General features: G+C 41.5%; 19 protein-coding genes. 10 read left to right on the forward strand and 9 right to left on the reverse strand.

The genetic code is table 11. The annotated features are described in order from the left end of the window. Positions 1 to 30 precede the first annotated feature (30 nt). Together AB4160_RS07715 and rluC are read right to left on the reverse strand one after the other, a co-directional pair. Positions 31 to 687, reverse strand: a complete 657-nt coding sequence (locus AB4160_RS07715; protein ID WP_102440289.1) for an HAD family hydrolase — start codon at positions 685 to 687, stop codon at positions 31 to 33. Continuing rightward, on the reverse strand, positions 684 to 1,640 hold the full coding sequence (gene rluC / locus AB4160_RS07720) for a 23S rRNA pseudouridine(955/2504/2580) synthase RluC (protein ID WP_102520007.1): 957 nt from the start codon (positions 1,638 to 1,640) through the stop codon (positions 684 to 686). Before rluC ends, AB4160_RS07715 begins: the two co-directional genes overlap by 4 nt. Before the next feature lie 601 nt (positions 1,641 to 2,241). On the opposite strand from rluC, the gene rne reads away from it, so the two are divergent. Continuing rightward, the gene (gene rne, locus AB4160_RS07725; RefSeq protein ID WP_372004135.1) at positions 2,242 to 5,490 is read left to right on the forward strand and encodes a ribonuclease E; all 3,249 of its coding nucleotides are present in this window, start codon (positions 2,242 to 2,244) and stop codon (positions 5,488 to 5,490) included. A gap of 333 nt (positions 5,491 to 5,823) precedes the next feature. Continuing rightward, positions 5,824 to 7,383 carry a SulP family inorganic anion transporter gene (locus AB4160_RS07730; protein WP_076536194.1) on the forward strand — a complete coding sequence of 520 codons (1,560 nt, stop codon included), beginning with the start codon at positions 5,824 to 5,826 and terminating at the stop codon, positions 7,381 to 7,383. Positions 7,384 to 7,461: 78 nt separating this feature from the next. On the opposite strand, the gene AB4160_RS07735 is transcribed toward AB4160_RS07730, so the two are convergent. Continuing rightward, positions 7,462 to 8,376, reverse strand: a complete 915-nt coding sequence (locus tag AB4160_RS07735) for a bifunctional methionine sulfoxide reductase B/A protein (protein ID WP_102530768.1) — start codon at positions 8,374 to 8,376, stop codon at positions 7,462 to 7,464. 184 nt (positions 8,377 to 8,560) lie between these two features. Here AB4160_RS07735 and AB4160_RS07740 point away from each other — a divergent pair, with 184 nt between their 5' ends. After that, positions 8,561 to 9,400, forward strand: coding sequence for an isopenicillin N synthase family oxygenase (locus AB4160_RS07740; protein WP_102439613.1), 840 nt, complete (start codon positions 8,561 to 8,563; stop codon positions 9,398 to 9,400). Positions 9,401 to 9,530: 130 nt separating this feature from the next. Further along, the gene (gene ylqF, locus AB4160_RS07745) at positions 9,531 to 10,475 is read left to right on the forward strand and encodes a ribosome biogenesis GTPase YlqF (RefSeq protein WP_076536189.1); all 945 of its coding nucleotides are present in this window, start codon (positions 9,531 to 9,533) and stop codon (positions 10,473 to 10,475) included. Between the two features lie 129 nt (positions 10,476 to 10,604). On the opposite strand, the gene AB4160_RS07750 is transcribed toward ylqF, so the two are convergent. Beyond that, positions 10,605 to 11,132 carry a low molecular weight protein-tyrosine-phosphatase gene (locus AB4160_RS07750; protein WP_372004137.1) on the reverse strand — a complete coding sequence of 176 codons (528 nt, stop codon included), beginning with the start codon at positions 11,130 to 11,132 and terminating at the stop codon, positions 10,605 to 10,607. Positions 11,133 to 11,175: 43 nt separating this feature from the next. Then, the gene (locus tag AB4160_RS07755) at positions 11,176 to 12,090 is read right to left on the reverse strand and encodes a DNA ligase (RefSeq protein WP_372004139.1); all 915 of its coding nucleotides are present in this window, start codon (positions 12,088 to 12,090) and stop codon (positions 11,176 to 11,178) included. Between the two features lie 186 nt (positions 12,091 to 12,276). Here AB4160_RS07755 and AB4160_RS07760 point away from each other — a divergent pair, with 186 nt between their 5' ends. The 3 genes from AB4160_RS07760 to AB4160_RS07770 all read left to right on the forward strand — a co-directional run bounded on the left by AB4160_RS07760 (position 12,277) and on the right by AB4160_RS07770 (position 15,067). Then, positions 12,277 to 12,654, forward strand: coding sequence for a diacylglycerol kinase (locus AB4160_RS07760; protein ID WP_102439618.1), 378 nt, complete (start codon positions 12,277 to 12,279; stop codon positions 12,652 to 12,654). Positions 12,655 to 12,971: 317 nt separating this feature from the next. Then, positions 12,972 to 13,859 (forward strand): hypothetical protein, encoded by an 888-nt coding sequence (locus AB4160_RS07765; protein WP_241901034.1) that lies wholly within the window; start codon positions 12,972 to 12,974, stop codon positions 13,857 to 13,859. 188 nt (positions 13,860 to 14,047) lie between these two features. Continuing rightward, on the forward strand, positions 14,048 to 15,067 hold the full coding sequence (locus AB4160_RS07770; protein WP_102476394.1) for a GGDEF domain-containing protein: 1,020 nt from the start codon (positions 14,048 to 14,050) through the stop codon (positions 15,065 to 15,067). A 48-nt stretch (positions 15,068 to 15,115) separates the two neighbouring features. On the opposite strand, the gene AB4160_RS07775 is transcribed toward AB4160_RS07770, so the two are convergent. The 3 genes from AB4160_RS07775 to pdsO form a co-directional block, all read right to left on the reverse strand. Next, a complete protein-coding gene (locus AB4160_RS07775) occupies positions 15,116 to 15,700 on the reverse strand; it encodes a class GN sortase (protein WP_102476395.1) in 585 nt (194 codons plus the stop codon). A 26-nt stretch (positions 15,701 to 15,726) separates the two neighbouring features. Further along, positions 15,727 to 18,039 carry a marine proteobacterial sortase target protein gene (locus AB4160_RS07780; RefSeq protein ID WP_372004141.1) on the reverse strand — a complete coding sequence of 771 codons (2,313 nt, stop codon included), beginning with the start codon at positions 18,037 to 18,039 and terminating at the stop codon, positions 15,727 to 15,729. A gap of 81 nt (positions 18,040 to 18,120) precedes the next feature. Further along, complete coding sequence (gene pdsO / locus AB4160_RS07785) at positions 18,121 to 18,930, reverse strand: sortase-associated OmpA-like protein PdsO (protein ID WP_372004143.1); 810 nt, start codon at positions 18,928 to 18,930, stop codon at positions 18,121 to 18,123. A gap of 218 nt (positions 18,931 to 19,148) precedes the next feature. On the opposite strand from pdsO, the gene pdsR reads away from it, so the two are divergent. From pdsR to AB4160_RS07800, 3 genes are all read left to right on the forward strand, one after another. Then, the gene (gene pdsR, locus AB4160_RS07790; RefSeq protein WP_102439606.1) at positions 19,149 to 19,841 is read left to right on the forward strand and encodes a proteobacterial dedicated sortase system response regulator; all 693 of its coding nucleotides are present in this window, start codon (positions 19,149 to 19,151) and stop codon (positions 19,839 to 19,841) included. Further along, positions 19,841 to 22,006 carry a proteobacterial dedicated sortase system histidine kinase gene (pdsS, locus tag AB4160_RS07795; protein WP_102439605.1) on the forward strand — a complete coding sequence of 722 codons (2,166 nt, stop codon included), beginning with the start codon at positions 19,841 to 19,843 and terminating at the stop codon, positions 22,004 to 22,006. Before pdsR ends, pdsS begins: the two co-directional genes overlap by 1 nt. 80 nt (positions 22,007 to 22,086) lie before the next feature. Continuing rightward, complete coding sequence (locus tag AB4160_RS07800) at positions 22,087 to 23,283, forward strand: cystathionine beta-lyase (RefSeq protein ID WP_303459243.1); 1,197 nt, start codon at positions 22,087 to 22,089, stop codon at positions 23,281 to 23,283. Positions 23,284 to 23,411: 128 nt separating this feature from the next. Here AB4160_RS07800 and AB4160_RS07805 read toward each other — a convergent pair whose 3' ends face one another. Continuing rightward, positions 23,412 to 23,756 carry an alpha/beta fold hydrolase gene (locus tag AB4160_RS07805; protein ID WP_198589306.1) on the reverse strand — a complete coding sequence of 115 codons (345 nt, stop codon included), beginning with the start codon at positions 23,754 to 23,756 and terminating at the stop codon, positions 23,412 to 23,414. Between the last annotated feature and the right edge of the window lie 43 nt (positions 23,757 to 23,799).

The following is a 23,799-nucleotide window of genomic DNA, read 5'->3' on the forward strand; positions in this document are numbered from 1 at the left end:
AAAAGTAAGCAAAGCGTATTATGGCTCTGCTTATATATGTAATAAAATATCTTTCGGCTGATTAACTGTGGCTGTGGGCCCTTCAGTTAACAGATCCTCTAGGCTATGGGCGCCATAGGTGACCGCAATACTGTTTACCTTAGCATTGTTCGCCATCGCAATATCAAGTTTTGAATCACCGATCATCACCGCTTGATCCGCGTTAATATTTAACTCTTCGAGCAAAGATAAAATCATCGATGGATGCGGTTTCGAATGCGCTTCATCGGCTGAGCGAGTCGCGACAAAATATTGCCCTAAACCAGTTTCAGCCAACATTCGGTCTAAGCCCGCCCGCCTTTTACCAGTGGCAATTGCCAAGGTGTAACCAGCGGTTTTGAGTTGTGCAAGTAAATGCTCTATGCCGTCAAACAAAGGCGATGGTGTTAGATTAACATTAAGGTAATAGTGTTTATAACCTGCGATTAATTCATCGTACTTATTCCCATGATGAGGAAATAATTTTTCTAACGCAGGTAATAAAGACAAGCCAATGATATCCCTAACCGCTTGCTCAGAGGGAATATCAAGTGCTAATGATTGCGCCACGCTTTGCATACAATCGACAATTTTACCGACTGAATCCATTAAGGTGCCATCCCAATCAAAAATCACTAATTGGTACTGCTTTATATTATTTAGCTTCATGCACGAGTCAATTTATCTAAAGTGGCTAACAAAACATCATCAAGTGGCGCTTTGACTGTGGTGACTTCATCATTGTCAGGATGTTTAAATTTAAGCTCTGCAGCATGCAAGAACAAACGATTTAAACCTTTAGCCCGCATAGAATCGTCAAATTTTTGCTCACTGTATTTGTCGTCACACGCAATAGCATGGCCGGCATATTGACAATGCACGCGAATTTGGTGAGTTCGACCTGTCACTGGACTGGCTTTGACTAAGGTACATCCTTGGTAACGCTGCATAATTTTGTAACGTGTTTCAGAAGGTTTACCTTCTTGATTGGCACGAACAATACGTTCGCCGGATTTTAAGGTAATTTTTAGCAAAGGCACTTTAACCACTTTGTCTTTTGCCTGCCAATCACCTCTAACTAATGCAAGGTAATCCTTTTGCATCGTTTTGTTTCTAAGTTGCTCATGCAAATGCTTAAGTGCACTGCGCTTTTTGGCAATAAGCAACACGCCAGAGGTGTCTTTATCTAAACGATGTACTAGCTCTAAAAATTTTTGCTGTGGCCTTAAAGAACGTAATCCTTCAATCACACCGTAATCGACACCGCTACCACCATGAACTGCGATACCTGCAGGTTTGTTCAGCACGATAAGATGATTATCTTCATGAATGATTCTGCTTTCTAACTGGCTTACTTTAGACAGTTTTGCAGACGGCGCTGTGCGGTTGTCTTTTTCCGCAATTCTAACTGGCGGAATACGAACAACATCTTCAAGTTGAAGCTTGTATTCTGGCTTCACTCTTTTTTTATTAACCCTCACCTCACCTTTACGCACGATTCGGTAAATCATGCTTTTAGGTACACCTTTCAATTTGGTGAGAAGAAAATTGTCAATGCGTTGTTCGAAATGGTCTTCATCAATAGTGACCAATTGAACTTTTGTGGGAGTTTCTGTATTCATGATGCGCCTTAAGTTATTACGGCGCGTATTGTAACCTAAGTTTCTACCTGATGGGACAATAAGAATGAGAGTTTTGATTGCTGTCTAAATTGATTATTGCTATATTTGCGCTGTGATTGAGGATAAACAGTGGATAAAATGTTCACAAACTCAATTTATTACGGTGTTTTTTCAGTAGAATTCATGAACAAGACTGGTAGCAAGTCATTGATTTGCAAATTGTAAACATCACAAAACGAAATAATTCGTTTTTACAATTAAACCGTCGGTGTCATCTTTATTTTAAAAGTTTTCCTGAAAAATACCATCCCAAATTCGAACAAATTTTAGCTTGTTATCAAACAAACCAATTCGACTTGGGCATTATCGGAAGAAATATTAAATTTATGGGGTTGGTTGATAATGAACAACCAATTCCTTGTTTTTGTAATTATTAAAAAATAAGCCATAAATAGGATGCGACACGCAGCGATGCGTCTTACAGTAATGCGCACCTAACTTGCCTAAAAACCAGCCGCGAGGCTTTGTGCATAACCATTTTAGGCCCGTAATGCAGCGAATTTACTTTGTTTGATGACCTTATTAGAAGAATTAAGTCATCATGAAACGTATGTTAATTAATGCAACTCAGTCTGAAGAGTTGCGTGTTGCCCTAGTTGATGGGCAACAATTGTATGATCTGGACATCGAAAGCCCAGGCCATGAACAAAAAAAATCAAATATCTATAAAGGTACTATCACCCGCGTAGAACCTTCTTTAGAAGCTGCTTTTGTTGACTATGGTGCTGATCGCCATGGTTTCTTACCGCTAAAAGAAATTGCTCGCGAATACTTCCCTAAAGGTTACTCTTTCCAAGGCCGTCCAAATATCAAAGAAGTGGTATCTGAAGGTCAAGAAGTTATCGTTCAAATTGATAAAGAAGAACGCGGTAATAAAGGCGCTGCGCTAACAACCTTTATCAGTCTTGCAGGTTCTTACTTAGTACTTATGCCTAATAACCCACGTGCTGGCGGTATTTCTCGTCGCATTGAAGGTGATGAGCGTACTGAACTTAAAGCGGCAATGTCTGAGTTATCAGTGCCAAACGGTATGGGCTTAATCGTTCGAACTGCAGGTGTTGGTAAAGATGCTGCTGAATTAAAGTGGGACTTGAAAGTTTTACAACATCACTGGGATGCAATTCAAGAGGCCGCGCAAACCAAACCTGCACCTTTCTTAATTCACCAAGAGAGTAACGTTATTGTTCGCGCAATACGTGACTACTTACGCCGTGATGTCGGTGAAATTCTAATCGACCACCCGCGCATTTTTGAAGAAGCTAAACAGCACATAGGTTTAGTTCGACCAGATTTTGTTGAGCGCGTTAAGCGTTATGAATCAGAAGTGCCGTTATTTACTCACTTCCAAATTGAATCTCAAATCGAGTCGGCTTTCCAACGTGAAGTACGTTTGCCTTCAGGTGGTTCAATCGTTATTGACCCAACTGAAGCGTTGACCTCTATCGATATTAACTCTGCACGCGCAACCAAAGGCGGTGATATCGAAGAAACAGCATTAAACACTAACCTAGAAGCTGCTGATGAAATTGCCCGTCAATTACGTCTTCGTGACTTAGGCGGTTTAGTGGTTATCGATTTCATCGATATGACCCCTGTTAGACACCAACGTGAAGTTGAAAATAGAATGCGTGATGCGGTTCATTTAGATCGTGCCCGTGTTCAACTCGGTCGCATCTCACGCTTCGGCCTGATGGAAATGTCTCGTCAACGTCTTCGTCCTTCTCTTGGTGAATCAGCTGGCCATTTATGCCCTCGCTGTCACGGTCAAGGTACGATTCGTAGCACTGAGTCTTTAGCGCTTTCTATTCTTCGCTTAATGGAAGAAGAAGCAATTAAAGAAAACACCACTCAAATAGAAGCAGTAGTGCCTGTCGATGTAGCGGCCTTCTTGTTAAATGAAAAGCGTAAAGCAATTCGTATTACTGAAGAGCGCCATAAAGTTGAAGTTTATGTCATCCCAGATGCACATATGACCACACCAGATTACCGCGTATCACGCCTCAGAAGCGATGATGAAGTGGTTGAGTCAAGCTACAAGCGTGTTGAAAAGCCTGCTGCAAAACTTTACGAGCCTCGCAAATTAGAGCGCGCGGAAGCACAACAGCCAGCAATTAAAGGCTTCGGTACCCCTAAAGCGGCGCCAGCAGCTACAACTGCAGCTAAACCTGCTGCAGTAGCCAAACCGGCTGCGCCTGCAGAGCCTGGGTTCTTCTCAAAAATTGTTGCTGCTATTAGTGGTTTATTCGCCTCACCAGAGCCAGTTAAAACTGAAACTAAATCTGCTGATAAGAACCGTAAAGAAGCACAAAACAACCGTCGTAATCGTCGTAACGACTCTCGTAATGACAGTCGTCGTAACGATTCTCGAAATGACAACCGCCGTAATACTCGCAACGACGCTGATAATAAAGGCCGTGATAATAAAGCGCGCAATAAAAAGTCGGACAGAGATGTAGCTAATAAAGAACAACTTGATAAGCGTCCAACTAAAGCAGAGCCAAAAGCGAAGACAGAAAAGCCACGTCAAGATGCTGAGAAATCGCCTAAGCAAGAAGCAGCGAGAGAGCGTCGTCAACGTCGTAACATGCGTCGTAAAGTGCGAATTGAAAATGAGCAAAACGAAGCTAAATTAGCGGAAACCACCACTTCACAGGTTGAAGTTGCAGTTGAACCTAAAGCTAAGCCAGAGACCAAACAGGATTCAAAACCTGCCCGTACTCGCCGCCCAAGAAAAGACGCTGAAGTTATCACTAAAAATGATTCAGCTAAATCTGAAGCTAAGGCTGCTGTTCCAGTGACTAAAGACGTTAGCACTGAAACTGACATTAAAGTAGAAGCTAAAACGCCAGTTGAAGCGCAAGCACCGGTTCAGGCGCCTGTTACTGAAACCGCTGTTGCTAACACAACATCTGCAGAAGAAATCACAGCAACTCAAGATGCTTCTGAAACCGTAAATGAAGATGCTGATGACAAGCGTGAAGGACAGCGCCGTAGCCGTCGTAGCCCTCGCCACCTTCGTGCAGCGGGTCAACGTCGTCGTCGTGATGAAGATGATACCTCGTCAAGCCCTGCTGTATTTACATCTGTTGATGAGCTAGAAAAACAACTTGATGCAGAGCAAGCTAACGAAGCTAAAGCTGCACCTACTGTAGAAACGCCAGCTGTCGAAGTTAAAGCCGAAACACCTGCAGTAGAAGTTAAAATTGAAACGCCAGCGGTTGAAGTTAAAACTGAAACCCCAGCGGTTGAAGTTAAAACTGAAACCCCAGCAGTTGAAGTGAAAACTGAAACGCCAGCAGTTGAAGTTAAAACTGAAACGCCAACAGTTGAAGTAAAAACTGAAACGCCAGCAGTTGAAGTGAAAACTGAAACGCCAGCGGTTGAAGTTAAAACTGAAACGCCAGCAGTTGAAGTAAAAACTGAAACGCCAGCGGTTGAAGTGAAAACTGAAACGCCAGCGGTTGAAGTGAAAACTGAAACAGCTAAAGTTGAAGTTAAAACGGTTGCATCTGCACCTATGACTAAGCCTGTTGCAATACAACGTAAAGCCGCAGTCGCACCAACAACTGTCGCACCAACCGAAGTTAAAGCTGAACCAGCTGTTAAAAAAGCACCTGTCGCTAGCCGCTTCGGCTCTATGGTCATGTCAGATACGACTAAGCCAGTAACAGAGGTTCGTACTCAGCAAGCTGTGCCAAAAGGCCGCGAGTATCAAGCTTCGCAAACTGAAGCCAATAGCGTTAAGTCAAAAGTGGCCAATAGTGCTTCAGCAGATATGTCTAAAGCATAACTGTTAGCATTCACCTTTGATGGTAATAAAAACCACGCTTCTTAGCGTGGTTTTTTATGCTTAACTTTTACTAAAAACTTAGAGACTGTTCAAACTACCAGCCCTTATCAAGCCTTGATATTAATCCTGATTATAAAACCTCAGCTGTGATCTAGTTTTTCTGTTACTAACGAAAATATCAAGCTTAGCTTATCCTCTTAAAAATTCTCTCTAAAACCCTAACGATACGAATTAGCACAAATTAAGTTTAATTTCAGGTTTAGAAGGTTTGTCATTTTTGTTAACATGCTCACACTTTTATTATCAAACACATCAATAGATTTCAGAGGTTAAATGTTCGATCTACTACGTCATAAAACCAGTAGCGGCAAAGCAGATATATTATCTGGTTTAACCGTTGCACTCGCGCTTATTCCTGAAGCCGTTGCTTTTGCTTTTGTCGCACAAGTTGAGCCTATGGTAGGACTTTACGCAGCCTTCATCATGGGGCTAATTACTGCTGTTATTGGTGGCCGTCCTGGGATGATTTCTGGCGCTACCGGCGCGATGGCTGTTGTTATGGTATCACTGGTGGTTGAACATGGTGTTCAATACCTATTTGCCGCAGTAGTACTGGCAGGGATAATACAAATTTCTGCCGGTATTTTTAAACTGGGTAAATTTATCCGTATTGTTCCTTATCCTGTGATGATAGGTTTTGTGAATGGCTTAGCCATTGTGATTTTCCTTGCACAATTAGGCCAATTTAAAGTAAAAGATGCTGCTGGCAACATGGTATGGCTTGCACAAGAGCCCCTAATGATTATGTTAGCTTTAGTGGCACTAACTATGGCGATCATTCACTTCTTACCCAAAATAACCACTGCTATCCCTTCTTCATTGGTGGCTATTTTAACGGTAACGGCATTGGTTGTAGGCTTAGATTTAGATACTCGCAATGTACTCGATTTCTTAAAAACCATGAGCGGCGATGAACAAGCAACAATTGCAGGTAGCCTGCCAAGCTTTGCTATCCCAAGTGTCCCATTCACGCTAGAAACGCTTTATATCATTCTGCCTTATGCCTGTATTCTTGCTGCTGTAGGCTTGATTGAATCATTGCTGACGCTAACCGTTATTGATGAAATGACTAACAGCCGTGGTAAAGGTAACAAAGAATGTGTTGGTCAAGGTGTTGGTAATATTACCAGTGGCTTTTTCGGCGCTATGGGTGGCTGTGCGATGATTGGACAATCGATGATTAACATCAACTCTGGCGGTCGTGGACGATTATCAGGGATCACTGCAGCACTCGCTTTATTGGCATTTATCTTATTTGGTGCAGCCTTTATTGAAATAATTCCGTTAGCTGCATTAGTTGGGGTTATGTTCATTGTCGTTTTAGGTACCTTTGAATGGGCCAGTTTCAAAGTCATGGGCAAAGTGCCTAAGCATGATGCGTTTGTCATTGTGTTAGTAACAACGGTAACCGTGTTCACAGATTTAGCCTTCGCAGTATTTGTCGGCGTTATTGTGTCTGCATTAGTCTTTGCTTGGGAGCATGCCAAACATATTAATGTTGAAACCAATATTGATGCCAACGGTTGGAAAGTTTACAAATTAAATGGACCGTTATTTTTTGGTTCGGTATCTAATTTCTTAGAGCTGTTTGACGCAGAGAATGATCCTGAAGACATTATCGTAGACTTCCAAAACTCACGGGTTGCAGATCATTCTGCCCTCGATGCAATTGACACCTTAGCAGAGCGTTATCTTGCTGCCGGTAAGAAGTTACACTTGCGCCATTTGAGCGGTGATTGTAAAGATTTACTCCATAAAGCTAGAGCGTTAGTCGAGGTCAATGTGATTGAAGATCCCCATTACAAAGTGGCTGACGACGCATTAGACTCTTAATCGTTAGGTTTACACATTAAAAAAGGCGAACTCAGTTCGCCTTTTTTGTTGCCGATGTAAACTAACCTTAGCTAGTCATTATTTATCAGTGTCCTTTAACAACTGCTCAAATCGTTTCATCGCCATTTCAAATTTTGGTTTAATAATTAACTCACAATATGGCTGCTCAGCATTATTAGCATAATAATTTTCGTGAACACTTTCTGCAGGATAAAAAGCTTCGAACATGGCAACTTCGGTCACTATAGGTTTAGGCCAAATGGCTTGCTGAATTAGTTTACTAATAGCGATGGTCGCTTGATCAACCTGCTCTGTTGAATGAGTAAAAATAACTGAACGGTATTGCGGACCTTTATCATTACCCTGCTGATTTAAGGTGGTGGGATTGTGAATGGCAAAGAAAACCGCCAGTAAGCTTTGGTAACTAATGATACTAGGATCAAATTCCACCAATATAACTTCAGCATGTCCAGTATCACCAGAACATACCGCCATATAATTTGCATCGCTACCACTACCGCCACTGTAGCCTGGCGTTACCTCAATCACTCCCTTTAACTCATTAAATACCGCTTCAATGCACCAAAAACAGCCCGCGCCAAAAGTAGCAAACTGATTACTATTTACTTTTTGTAATTCATCTGCCGTTTGAAATATCATCGAAACAGAATTGACACAGTGACGGATATTTTTAGCGGTTAACATTTCGCCTTCAAATATATGCCCTAGGTGGCCGTCACATTTTCGGCAGGTGATTTCGATTCGATGGCCATCTTCATCGGGAGTTCGGTCAATTGCTCCCGGTATTTCATCATCAAAAGCAGGCCAACCACAATGAGCATTAAATTTATGCTCACTTTTATACAGAGGCGCTAAGCACTTTTTGCATAAATACACCCCTGGGGCATCATGTTTGACGTATTCGCCGCTAAAAGGTTGCTCAGTTCCTTTTTGTTCAATCACATACTTTTCGAATTCCGTTAACTGCTTCATGAGTTCCATCTCTACTTCTGTTTTGATTAGGTTTACTGTACTGCAAGTATTACAACTATGGCAGTATGCACAATTAAGATCACTATTTCGACTGACCAAGACATATTTCGCATCAAAAAATTGCGACAAAGTGTGACCAAGGTTAGAATCGCGCTGGGTCAAATAAAAACAATAGAAGAAAAATATGAAACTAGAAACAATTGATTACCGCGCAAAAGATTGTCCACAACAGTTTGTCGCTTCATTAAGAGAAACCGGGTTTGGCGTTCTTTCTAACCACCCAGTCAGTCAAGAACTGGTCGAAAAAATTTATCAAGAGTGGTATGCCTTTTTTCAATCTGAACAAAAAAATGATTATCTATTTAAACCAGAAACCCAAGATGGATTTTTCCCTGCTTCAATTTCAGAAACCGCTAAAGGCCATAGCGTAAAAGATATCAAAGAATATTTTCACGTTTATCCTTGGGGCCGTATTCCTGAATCGTTAAAACAAAATATCTTAGCCTATTATGCACATGCCAACGCGCTAGCAGCAGAGTTACTCGGCTGGATTGAAGAGTACGCACCTAAGGATATTGCTGACAAATTCTCAATGCCATTACCACAAATGATTGAAAATAGTCAGAAGACATTATTAAGAGTACTGCACTACCCGCCAATGCTTGGCGATGAAGAGTTAGGCGCTATCAGAGCTGCTGCACATGAGGACATAAACCTTATTACTGTACTACCTGCTGCCAATGAGCCAGGACTACAAGTTAAAACCAAAGAAGGTAACTGGGTTGATGTACCCAGTGACTTTGGTAATATCATTATCAATATCGGTGATATGCTACAAGAGGCATCAGCAGGTTACTACCCTTCAACGTCACATCGGGTGATTAACCCTCAAGGCAGTGATAAAACTAAATCAAGAATTTCATTACCACTATTCTTACACCCAAATCCAGAAGTAGTATTGTCAGAGCGTCACACCGCTGACAGCTACTTAATGGAAAGACTGCGTGAGCTTGGGGTTATTTAACCCTACTGCTTATTTAGTGACATCGTTAATGATATTAAAGCGCCAATAGGCGCTTTTTTTTATCATTTTTACTCATAACAAGGTAGAATATGCCCCCTTTGTTAGTAGTAGATTTATAAAAGGCAAAATCATGGCAATTCAATGGTATCCAGGTCACATGCATAAAGCTCGTAAAGAGATTGAAGAGGCAATGCCTCAAGTCGATCTTGTTATTGAGGTGCTTGATGCCCGTATTCCTTACAGTAGTGAAAACCCAATGGTTTCTAAGCTAAGGGGCGATAAGCCATGTATCAAACTACTGAACAAGTCTGACTTAGCAGATCCAAAAGTCACGGCGCGTTGGATTGAGTACCTTGAGCAGGAACAAGGCGTAAAAGCCACTGCTATCACCACACTACAACCTGGTCAGGTCAAAAACATTCCTGATATCTGCCGCAAACTGGTACCTGCCAGAGACAAAATCGAAAAAGATATTCGTACCATGATCATGGGGATCCCTAACGTTGGTAAATCTACCATCATTAATACACTTGCAGGTAGAACCATTGCTAAAACCGGTAATGAGCCAGCTGTAACTAAACGTCAACAACGAATTAATTTACGAAATGGCATCGTACTATCAGATACGCCGGGTATTTTATGGCCTAAAGTAGATAACGAAGCCAGTAGCTACCGCCTTGCTGTTACTGGTGCAATTAAAGACACCGCAATGGAATATGAAGACGTTGCCATGTTTGCTGCTGAATATTTCTTAAAAGCTTACCCACAAGAAATTTGTGAGCGTTATAAGCTTAAATCATTGCCAGAAACCGACATTGAATTACTTGAAGAAATTGGCCGTAAGCGCGGAGCACTAAGACCTGGTGGCCGTATCGATTTACATAAAGCATCAGAATTACTGTTACATGAATTCCGCTCTGGCAAAACAGGGCTACTTACCCTTGAAACCCCTGAAATGGCCGAAATCGAGAAAGAAGAAGTCGCTAGAGTGTTGGCTGAAAAAGAAGCTATTAAGCAGCAGAAATTAGAGCAAGAAAATCTGAAACGATCAGGTAAACGTCACCAAGGCGAATAAGGCTTTAACAAAAACATCCAGCTTATCTGCAATGTGTTTGATAAACGACATATTTAAAATAAAGGCTTAGCAGCAATGCTAAGCCTTTATTGTTTTTACCCGTTAAAGAGCGAATATGTATAGATAATATTAACGGTTTTTCGCTATCTGCTTTGCTAAATTATCAAGGCTAGACTCCAGTAAGTCCAAAACCGTTTCAAAACCATTAGTGCCGCCATAGTAAGGGTCAGGAACTTCCTTGGCATGATTCACTTGCTCAAGGGAAAACTTATCCATACTCAGTTCATCAAAATCAGCTACATCGTCACTCATATAACTAAGCATTAATTTAAGCTTATGTTGATGTTCTTGCGGGCATATTGCCTGCAAGTCCTTTAAGTTAAAATTATCTGCAGCCAGTATTAAATCAAATTTTTCAAAATCAGCCTGAGCGATTTGCCTTGCATACATGCCTGAAAAGTCTAAGCCTCTGGCATTGCCCGCTTTAATCGCGCGCGGATCGGGCGCATTACCTTGGTGGTAAGCTAAGGTGCCAGCAGAGGCAATCTCGATGACTAAGCCATATTCAGCCGCTTTACTACGAAACACAGCTTCAGCGCTAGGTGAGCGGCAGATGTTACCTAGGCATACGAATAGTACCGAGTTAATTGTATTCACATAAGTTCCTTTTTCAGCGTATTAAAAATTGTTTTTATGTCTATCACATTTTAGGTCTTTCTCTTAAAAAATGAGCGAATCGTGGCACACCATTTTTGGTTAGACCTAAGTACTGATAAGTTATCGTTGCGCCTATTTGGGGCGGCTTACGCCTTTGTTCATAGCTAAAGCCGCTACCGATTTTAAACTCAAGCCCATCGGGCATGCTGACAACTATTGCCCCTAGCATACCGGTATATTTCCCCTTGCCTTCAATATGCTTAATAACAATGGCTTCAGCATCATATTTGGGTTTTAATTTCATAATATCTTGGCTGCGACCTACTTTATAAAAAGCTTGCTTGCGATGAAGCATTAGCCCTTCACCTTGGGCACTCACGACTAAATCCAGTTTTTTATACAGCATGGTGTCAGAGGTTATCGTTTCTTGGGGTATGACTTGCAGATATTTAGACTGCTTGGCCAGCTGTTGCAGTGCTATGTATCTGTCACGAAACATGCCCCCATGTTCAGGTAAGTCAAACAGCATAAACTTCACTTGCCGCCACATTTCACTGTCTGGGATATTTTTTCGTGCAAGCCCTGACATGGCTTCAAAGCTTGCTCTTCCTAGCCATAACTCCCCTTCTAAAACCTGCTTGGGAAAATCTGCCACGAACCATTGCGGTAAAATGAACTCTCGACCTGAACGTGAAAGCATTTTGTCCCCAGTCCAATAACCACGTACACCATCTAACTTTTCACTGACATAATATTGATTAATATCAATTCCTTCAGTGATTTTGGTAGCAAGTTGGATTGCTGGCTTATCTGCAGCAAACAATATGGGGGGCGCAAAGAGACTCAATACTGTCATGATGATTGATATATTACGCCTTATAAAATCAGCCAATATAATTACTATCAACGACAGAGCTGACACTGGCGTAGCAATAGTTTTTGATAAAAAAATAGACATAGCTGCATCCTTGCTGGTATTTGGAACAACATCCTGTTGCCGTAAAAGTAAACTAATAATTAAACAAATTGATTAGCAATTTTAGTGCATGATCAATAAACTGCCATAAGTTAGCCAATGTTTGGCTACTTTTGTCATCAATTGGACCATCATCCACCAAACCATTTAGGGACTAAGTCAGCCAATATGAAACCTGAAAACAATCATGGATTAAAACGTGTCTTACGTGCGACAGGTTTTTCATTTAAAGGGCTTAAAAGTGCATGGGTTAACGAAGCAGCATTCAGACAAGAACTGATTTTAGCGGGGATTTTACTGCCAGTGGCTATTATGGTCGATGTCAGCCTTATTGAAAAGTTGCTGTTAATCATGACTTTATTTATTGTTCTGATCACCGAATTAGTTAACTCTGCAATTGAAGCTGTAGTGGATCGCATTAGTGATGAAATTCATCCCTTAAGTGGCCAAGCCAAAGATACTGCCTCTGCAGCAGTATTTATGAGCCTAGCCCTATGTGGGATCACTTGGGCATGTATTTTGATTAATGCCTATGTGCTGAATTAGTCTCTTTTACTTTTTAATCTTGTCAATCAGCCACAGCAATTCTGCGCCCCTCTACGATGTAGTTATTATCAGGTATGGTTATAAATGCGCATTAAACAAGCTGGTTTAATGCGACTTTCGTTTGTTTTTAGCCCAATACGCTTGTTAACCTGTACTAGATCAAAAAAACCACCGCTTTAGCAACAAAAACTTCACATTTGCTTACATAATGCTAATATATTTCAGCGCTAAGATATTAGCCTAGTAAAACTAAAAAAATAATAATGCACGACCCTCATTTATTACCCCAAATGAGCCCCATAGAGTGCGGAGAAATAATGTTAAAGCGAGTCCCTATCGGTCTATTGACAGCCCTATGTATATCTAACAGTGTGTCTGCTGACGAGTATAAATTTACTCTCGGGGCTTTTTATGCCAATACAGATTCCACCATGTTAGTTAAAAGTGCCAGAGATACAGGTAATTACTATTTGCTTGATTTTGAAGACGACTTACTTTTAACAGAAGATCAATTTCTACCTTTTTTCGAATTCCGCTATCACTTCAAAGACCGTCATAATATTTACCTTGATTGGAAATCTCTACATCGAGATGCTGAAACCCCACAACTGGGGTTTGATATTGAAATCCCTGAATTTGGCGATAATGATCAGAATTACCTTATTGATGGTAGTGCCACTATTTCCACCACGTTAAATATCGATATTCTCCGTTTAGGTTATGGTTATGATATTTGGCAAGGTGAACAATATTTTGTCGGCGCATCGATTGGTATTCACACCATGTTTGTTGAAACCATTTTCGAAGGCAATATTAGTTTATGTGAAGGTCACAGTGACCCCAATAGTTTGTGTGATACGACGACCTTTACTCCAAAAGTTGTTGATAACGCAATCACTGCGCCTCTGCCTAATATCGGCTTATATGGTAACTATGAATTTTATCCTGGTTGGACATTTGGCGCCCATGTTCAATATTTTGCGATCAAATATGATAATTTTAAAGGTTCGTTAGTCGACATCAGGGCTGGCGTGCAGGCAAAAATTAGCGATAACTGGCAATTAGCACTGGCGTATAACTATTATGATGTCGATGTTGATATTGAACAATCTAGAAGTATTTTAGATGAAGAATATCGTACCCTAGATTACAACATAAACTATGGTTTCACCGGCCCCATGTTTGCAGTGTCCTACCGCTTTTAAACAACTACATTTTTAATCACGGCAAAATATCTTATCTTCAATCAATAAACGGGCAAACTTTATTTAAGGTTTGCCTGTTTATCAAAAAACTTACTAACAAAATATCTATCACATTAATTAATTGTTATATTTCATTGATAAACCTAATTGGTTCATTCGCTTTATTACCTATTTTGTTGAGGGATTGAATGTCTAACGATTTATTGAAAACGGCCGCGCTTCATCTAAAAAAAGCCGTACCTTTAATGCTAAAACACAGCATTCCAACAACACCAACCAATTATGCACTTTGGTATGCCTATGTTAGCGAAACCAATCCTAAGCTAAATCTGGCACTTGATGAAAATATTAAGCTAAATCAACAATATTCACCAGTTTCAAGTGAGTTACTGTATCGAGAACATATCGCCGATCCTGTTGAGTTAGATGTCAGAACTATGCGTCAAAATCTTGATGCTATGGTGTGCGAGTTATCTCAATCAATCAAAGATACCCATCATGACACCCGTACTTTTCAATCTCAAATACAAAAAAATGTCCGTAAATTAACTGAGTTTGAAAACCAAGATTTTTCACTGGAACAATTGGTCACTGTGGTGCGCAGTATGGTTAAAGAATCTTCGCGTATTCAATCAAGTAGCAAGAGTTTTACTGAACAACTCAATAAAGCGCAGTCCGAGATTAATATTTTAAAACAAAAGCTGGCTAAAACAGAAAAAGATGTTTTGTATGATGCACTCACCGAAACGTTAAATCGTCGCGCCTTTAATGACGATATTAATGCGGTTATTGCACAATCGCCCCAAGGCTGCTGCTTGATTATGGCTGACATTGATAACTTTAAACTATTTAATGATACTTATGGCCACCAGCTTGGGGACTTAGTACTTAGAGTGGTAGCCAAACGGCTACAGGAATCTTGTCGAGAAGGGGTAAAGTTATACCGTTTTGGCGGTGAAGAGTTTGCCATTATCGTCCCAAATAGCCAATTAAGGATCGCCAGACAATTAGCCGAAGCCATGAGACGCTCCATTGAAAAACTCAGGGTCAAAGACAGGCGCAGTGACACTCGAATTGATAATATCAATGCGTCATTTGGTGTGGTGCAGTGGCAAGAAAATCAAACAACTAGTCAGCTAATTGAGGCTGCTGACCAGTTGTTATATCAAGCAAAAAGATTAGGGCGTAATAGAGTCATGCCTATATAGTTAAAGCGATTAAGTAGCGAGTTAAATTAAACCGTCCAATTAAAACAACTAACTGTGATTTACTTGTTTTGCCGTTACCACGTAACGGTAATCACTGCTTGCAGACAAGTCTTCAAACGGGTAACAGGTTATCAATGTTAGCTGATTATCCGCCGTCATATCGAGTATCTCTGTTTGCGTTTCATGTACTATATCGATGCCGGTTATTAAGTAACTTTGTATTTGCCCAATTGCGGTTTCTAATTCTACGATGTCGCCTTTTTTAACATTTTTTAAGTGTGAAAAATGGGTGTCTCTGTGGCCAGCAATGATTGTATTACCAACCTCTCCAACCCCTGCACCTTTAAGCATCAAGCTTGGGCCAAACGCCAAATTTCGGCCCGAAGCCCCCGCTAGCACAAACATAGGATCCCCTACAGGATAAACATCTGTTTCTTTATCTGCATAAAGCATTAACTTGCCAACTGGATGCGTATCAGCCCAGCTCCAAGGCTTATGGGGTGTTTGGTCTTGCAAGGTTTTATTCCATGCTTGCTCAATTAAATATTGCGCAAAATTCGCTTTAACTTGCATATAGGCTCCATGTGATAAAAAACTGACTCCTAAGACGGCTAAACAACCAGGGATGAGCATTTTTAAACTTATCAACGCAGCGCTCCTTATTTATGCTTAGGTATGGTTAACCGCTGACCAGGAAGACACAGCTTAAGCCAAAGTCCATGCAAAAGCGCAATCAATAAAAAGCTTAATCCAATGAGTATATTCAAACGGCTCGATGTTGCTGTTTGCGGTAAGACACCTGCTTTTTGTAATCCCTTTGGTAAATGTGGCTTAACTTGATAATCAGCGTTAAATTCAGGGGTAAAGTTAACCTGGCTTTTATCTACCGCTACTAGACTTGTTTGTGAGGTCACCAGATGATACTTCATTCCTAATGCTTCCACTTGCTGCTTTATACGTTCACTATTCGCCCTAGTTTGGGTAGCTTCAATGGCATTGATTTGCGCATTAGCCCAGATAAGATCTAACCCTGCGGCCTCAATGTCTGAATTATCTAAATGACTAGCCTGTTGCGGGTTGCGTGCTTGCAGCTGCCAATATTCGCCATTAGTCACGCCTGATATAACAATATCTTGCTGATTGTATGCCGGAGATTTAAAGCTGACTAAGATTGGTTCATCATTATATAAGTCAGGGATTTTTGCCGGCCAGTAATCAGGGATTGTGCCGTCTTGATAAGTGACTTTTACATCTGTTGCCACTGGTTGCTCAATCTTTTGCAGTAACCCATCGATTTTTTGTTTTACCTCAGCTGTTTTACCAATGTAGGTGTAAGTGCCACGGCCAAACATGGCAGCGCGCTCCATAAAATGCCCATTCGGGGCTGAGCCAATCCCGACAGTGAATAGTCTGCTTTGGCCTAAGTCAGCTTCTATTTGCTTGAATAAGCCCTGTTCGTTACTCACCGCGCCGTCAGTAATAAATATCACCTGACGTAGCGCGTTTTCACTCCTTACTTGATTGCTTTGATGTTGAATTAGCAAAGATGCAGAAAGCGCCATGCTAATTTCAGTGCCGCCATTGGCTTGTAATCCTTGGACAAATTGATTGGCTTTAGCAATATTACGGCTGTTAACTTTCAAAGATGATGCAGATAGTTTTGTTAGCTGATGATTAAATCCAATAATATTAAACTTATCTTCAGTTCTTAAACCTGCAAGCGCAGACAGTAAAGCCTGTTTGGCTTGCACTATAGAGTCCCCTTCCATTGAGCCAGAGGTATCAATAACCAGAATTAACTCCCGAGGAGTGACGCCACTATACGTTTTAACTTGTGGCGGCGTTAACATCACTAAGCCGTAATAATCTTGATTTTTGACCTTGTTTTTAGCTGACGTAAGTTCAGCTGATTGATGAGTTAATCCTTGTTGAATGAACACTGATGGCAGCGGCAACGCCACCTCAGCATGATTTGCAGCATGCGATTTAGCTGCATCAACAGGCTTCCAATTCAATACAAAATCTTGATTGGCGACCACAGCGCGATCAAGTTCTACCATCCATTGTTGCTTGCCTACCACTGGCGCTGCTTTAATTTTGTGATACGGACTGGTTACCGCACCAAGTTCAAAACCTGTATTTAATTCGACATTAATATTAACCATGATATTACCAGCAGAATCCGAAGAGGCATCATCAGTTACAGCCCCTTCTGCAAAGTTATTCAAATTAAAGCCGGTTAGCATCTCAGGTAGCATTTCAGCAATAGAATCAAATATGCCCAAATGGTTATGGCGCTGTTGCCGACTAGGACTTTCACTAGAACTCTGACTGCTAGCACTATTACCGACTAAAACTTGCTCTGATAAAGCTGTTGGCGAATAACGCGGCGTAATGGTCATTGGAAACCGTAAACTAAACTGACCCTCTTTATAATTAAGTTTTTCTTGATAACTTATCTCAACAGTTAAAGTCTCGTTAGGGGCTAAATTCGCCACTTCTGTGGTAAAAATATTCACCCTTTGCTGACTCACTAAACTGGCACGTTTACCTGCAGCTTTGGCTTTTTCAAAGGTGGCTTTGGCTTGTAATTTTGGTTGTACTTCGCCTTCAATAATACGCTCGCCAATGACTAACCGCATTTGATCCACCGCTCCATTGTGGGATAACGGAAAATGATACTTACCGTTTATAAAGCCTTGGGTGTTATTGGTAAAGGTTTGCTTAACCTTAACGCGATTAACCCAGCCAGATACTTTCATTGACACATCGGTGGATAAAGGCAGGCTATGGTGGATTTCACCCTCTTGTATATATTCAAGCACGCCCTGGGTTATCTCATCAGAGCGCCCATCTGCTTTACTTGTTGGCATTGCATATACTGGAAATAGCACATTCAAAATCACTAAAGCCAGTAAAATTAAGCTCGAGCAAAGGTAATGCACCCTATGACGATTAACACTAATATTCATTGTTTTCTCTCCATGAAATTAGCGTAAACCTCAAAACCAGCATTCTCACCAGTCCAAGGTTTACACTGAATTTTCGTCATATTAATTAGCGGCTAAAGCTTCACCCACAGGGATAATTTTTAAAGTCACGCGGCGATCAAAAAAGTCGTTTTCAAAATTTTGTTGCTCATGTAAAGGCGCTGTCGCGCCATAGGCTTTGGCATGTAAGCGTTCATCAGCTATGCCTTGATTAGCCAAATACTTGGTCACTGCTATTAAACGCTGCTCTGATAGTGCTTGGTTAAATTTACTGTCACCGCGGCGGTCAGCGTAACCGGTTAAATCCAACATTAAATCAGGTGATAATGCCATCACATAAGCAACATCATCGAGTTGTTGTTCAAAATGTGGCTCGATAGTCGCTGAGCCGGTTTTGAATTGCACATTTAACCCGATGGCCAACTCTTGCATTTTTTGCTCTTGAGCTTGGCGCAAATCAGCTAATTGCGTCTGCACTTGTATATACTCATCATTGACCTCCGCCAAAGACTGTTGCTTTTCATGTAGCGCCGTAAGTTCATATGTTTGCAGCTCGATTGCTTGTTGTTGATCGGCGAGTAACTCATTTTGAGTTTCAATCTCTGAATCATCACCCACAGTCTTACCAATAAGTACTCCAACAAAGCTGCCAACGATGGCGCCAACAGGTCCGCCTACCACAGCGCCTAATATGGCCCCAGATGACAAGCCGACTAACTCTTCTGTGTGCTCTCTTTCTGGTGTTTGTGCTAAAACATCACTTGAATCAATGGTTGAATCAATCGCTGGTTTCATTTCTTCTGCGTGTAAGTGAGTGATGTTGGCGATCGATAAACTGCTGATGATTGCGATGGCGATTAATTGCTTTTTCATGGTGTTGTCCTTTATTTCAGATTAATAATTCAATTTGAATGAAGTGCGTTTGCTCATTCGATGAAACTATTAAACAGCATTGAAATGGCAATTAAGGGGCGTAAAAGTGGCAATGTAGCGATGAAATGTGGCAACAATATGGCAATTGCTAGGGAGCGCTTTTTTGGCCATAAAAATAATGTATAGTCAGCCATATAAGACAAAACAAAGATGGTGATATGAAAAGAATTGCGATTGTAGAAGATGAAGTAGCCATTAGAGAAAACTATAAAGAGTTACTGCAACAACAAGGCTATAGCGTGCAGGGTTATGCCAACCGCCCTGCTGCCATGTTGGCTTTTAATGCCCGTTTACCTGACCTAGCCATTATTGATATTGGCCTTGAGACCGAAATAGATGGCGGCTTTACCTTATGTCAGTCGCTGCGATCTATGTCTAGCAGTTTACCGATTATCTTTTTAACCGCCCGAGACAGTGACTTTGATACCGTTTGCGGCCTTAGATTAGGCGCTGATGATTACCTATCAAAAGATGTCAGCTTTCCGCACTTAATTGCTCGTATTGCCGCTTTATTTAGACGCTCAGAACTGATTGGCGCAGCCATCGTTGAAGATAACCTGATTGAACACGGCAAGCTCACCATTGATGGCAACCGTATTCAGGTGTACTGGCAGCAGCAACCTATAGAGTTGACCGTGACAGAGTTTTGGATGGTGCACGCGATGGCAAAACATCCAGGTCATGTGCGAAGTCGCCAAGACTTAATGCAAGAAGCTAAAATATTTGTCGATGACAGTACCATTACCTCCCACGTTAAACGTATTCGTAAAAAGTTTTTAAGCGCAGATAAAGACTTTAATTGCATCGATACCGTGTATGGCATGGGTTACCGCTGGGACAGTGTCAGTTAATGTTTAATATTCCCATAGGGCTGCGCGCTAAAGTCGTTATCTTATCGCTATTTTTGCTGTGCTTACCTTGGCTTGGCTATGAATACGTGTGGGAAATGGAAAAATACCTGCGCCACGGCCAAGAAAAAACCTTGGTGGGCACCACTCAAGCCTTAGCCACCGCATTGCATGAACGCCCGAAACTGTTTAATCACCAAGCCAGTTTTTTAAGTCAGGTTGAAAAAGGCCGCGACTTATACGCCTATCCACTTTCGGGGCCAATTCAACTTGATGGTAAACTGACTGATTGGCAGCAATATCAGCATAGAGTGATCAATTATGGCACTGATCACGTGATTTTTAATCGTAATGAAAACCAAGTCGTTGATATTCACTTTAGTCACATGGTGGGTAAATACGCCGGCTATTTATATGGATTTTTTGAGGTTGCCGATAAGCATCTGGTCTATCGTAGTAAAAATAGCTTACGGGTAGATAAAAACGATCATTTAGTGATTGCCACTCAAACACCTGATGGCCAATTTAAGCGTTATATTGTCGCCAACACTCAAGACGGTTGGTTAAGTGCCTTTGAGCTGCCACAAGATCCAACTCAATCAATGCCCGTAACACCAGAAATTCGCATTCAAGGACAATGGCTTGCCACCGATAGAGGTTATAACATTGAATTTAGAATGCCGCTAAATATGCTAGGCAGTAAACTCGGGTTCGCCATTTACAATGTTGATGACAGCCAAACCCGTACAGTGAATACTATTATCGGTACCTCAGCTATCGATTCTGTGGCGCATTTAGGCACAGTCTTAGTGCCATCACCTGAAATTGAAAATATTATCAAAGGTATGAGTCATAACAGCTCGCGTATTTGGGTGGTTGATAATCATGGCCGGGTATTAGCTAAATCGGGTGACATTCGCGCCAGCAATAATCTTTGGTCATCAAGCTTAGATGACACCCGTGAGCCTAGCATTTGGGGGCAATTTAAAACTGATTACCTATTGCCGCTATATTATAAAATCCTCACTAAACCGCCGCAGGATTTTGTCGATTCATTGCAAGACTCAACCGAGTTAAGTGGCAGTCATATACAACAAGCCCTTAATGGAAAACAAGGCTCAACCTGGCGCTTAACCCCTGACAGTAAAGCGGTGGTATTAGCCGCGGCCAGTCCTATCTGGATTGATGATAAAGTTATGGGCGCCGTCATTGCTGAAGAAACCACCCACGGAATTCGTACCCTGCGTAACCGCGCGCTAGAAAAACTGTTTAATGTGATTTTAACCATCATGAGTATGGGCACCTTGGCGCTGTTTATCTTTGCATCCAGCATTTCAAGCCGCATTCGCAAACTCAGAGATCAATCTGAACAAGCTATCGATAGCCAAGGCCGAGTGAGACAACAAATTGTCCCCTCTAAAACCCGTGATGAAATTGGCGATTTATCTCGCAGCTTTGCCAATATTGTTGGCCGTTTAGGTCAATACACCCACTACTTAGAGAACATGTCATCGAGGCTGTCACACGAACTACGTACCCCAGTTGCCGTAGTGCGTTCATCCCTTGAGCATTTAAGCTTGCAACAACTTGAGCCTGGCAGTGAAAAATACGTCGCTCGCGCTCAAGAAGGTGTCAGCCGTTTGCATTTAATCTTAAACAACTTAAGTGAAGCAACCCGCTTAGAAGCCAGTTTATCCCATGCAGAGCAAAGCCAGTTTTCTTTAACAGAAGTCATTAGCGGCTGCATGCAAGGTTATCAATATACCTACCCTGAAACTCAATTTACCCTAGACATTGATGATGGCCCAATGATCATGTTCGGTGTACCTGAATACATAGCGCAGCTGATGGATAAACTGATTAATAACGCCATTGAGTTCAGTACTGATGATCCTATTAGGCTGACACTTAAACGCACCGCTAAAACTGCGATTATCGAACTGGCTAACCAAGGGCCATTATTGCCTGCAGACATGACAGCGCAAATCTTTGAATCTATGGTGTCAATACGTCCACAAGGCGTGCAAGCCAAGCCGCATCTAGGGCTAGGTTTGTACATTGCAAGATTAGTGACTGAGTTTCACCAAGGCAGCATTAAGGCTGAGAATCTAGCCGATGGCAGTGGGGTTAAGTTCGTGCTGATATTCCCCTTAGCAGACTCAAAATAACCTTTATTTTAGCCGTATAGATGTTAGGATGGCTAAAACAATAATTCATAACATCCGTTGTGCCAGTTGGGAATGAATCTATGAGCAATCAGCAAGACAAATTAGCCACGCAAATCGTCAGTGTCGGCAGAGACAAAAAATACACCAAAGGGATTATTAACCCACCGGTGTTTCGCGCCTCAACCGTAGTGTTTGACACCATGGATGACATGCGTTTTGCCATTAAAAATAAAACCAATGGCGAAATGTTTTATGGTCGCCGTGGCACCCCAACGCATTTTTCATTTCAGCAAGCCATCAGTGAACTTGAAGGTGGCGTAGGTACCGCCTTGTATCCGTCAGGTGCGGGAGCAATCAGCAGCGCGTTACTGTCATTTTTAAAAAGTGGTGACCATTTATTAATGGTTGATAATGCTTACGAACCCACCCGCGATTTATGTAATAAGCTGTTAGCTGGCTTTGGCATTGAAACCACCTATTACGATCCGTTAATTGGTGAAGGGATTAAAGCGCTGATTAAACCCAACACCAAGGTGTTATTCCTTGAATCACCAGGCTCTATCACCATGGAAATTCAAGATGTTCCCACTTTAAGTCGTATCGCACACGAACATGATATGGTCGTCATGCTCGATAACACTTGGGCTTCGCCTATCAATTGTCGTCCATTTGAGATGGGCGTTGATATTTCAATTCAAGCTGCCACTAAATACATTGTTGGTCACTCTGATGTGATGATGGGCACAGCAACCGCTAATGAAGCCTGCTGGGAACAACTGCGTGAAAACAGTTACATCATGGGTCAAACCACTTCACCAGATGATGTTTATCTTGCCGCAAGAGGTTTACGCACCTTAGGCGTCAGAATGGCCCAACATGACAAAAATGCCTTAAAGGTCGCTAATTGGTTAGCCACCAGACCTGAAGTGGATCACTTGCGCCACCCTGGGTTTGAAACTTGTCCGGGCCATGAGTTTTACCAGCGAGATTTCAGTGGCGGTAATGGCTTATTCTCATTCGTACTCAAACAAGGCAACTTAGCCTCTGTGACCGCTTTTGTAGAAAACATGCGTCACTTCAAAATGGGCTTTTCTTGGGGCGGTTATGAAAGTTTAATTCTCGGTGTCTTTGGCATTGATAAAATTAGAACTGCCACCACATGGGACACCAGCAAGCCGCTTATTCGCCTACATATTGGCCTTGAAGATCCCGATGATCTTATAGCCGACTTAACCGCAGCATTTGAGCGTTATAACGAGGTTGAATCTAAGCGCTAAGCCCTGATTTAGAGCTTATCAACAACACAAATAATCGATAATAAAAAGGCCGAACAGTGTAATATGTTCGGCCTTTTTAATGTTTTGAATGGCTAAAATAGATAAGTCACCCTAATTAACAAAGTAAACTATTCATCAATCACCTGAGTAAATGCCGCATGAAAAGCATCATAATCTTCATATTGTGGCATGTGACCTAAACCTTCCAACTCAATAAGGCTTGAACCTTTAATCATTACCTGAGCTTGTTTGCCAAGGTTTTGGTCATCTCCAAGCTTTCTATTAACACCTTTTTTTAACCAACCTCGGCCAGGACCTGTTCTATCCCTAGTGCCGATGATTAGAAAGGTTTCACTACTAATTTGCGAAAATTTATCTACTATATTTTCTGAAAATATTGGACTATAAGTTAAGGCATTACTCCAAGCGATTAAGTGCCAATCATCCTCTGCTAGGACACCTTGATTGTGCATAATACGAACATCAATCCAGTTTTATCCATTTATCAAGGGTTTC

The sequence above is a fragment of the Shewanella sp. 10N.286.51.B8 genome (assembly GCF_041469325.1).
Classification (GTDB): Bacteria; Pseudomonadota; Gammaproteobacteria; order Enterobacterales; family Shewanellaceae; genus Shewanella.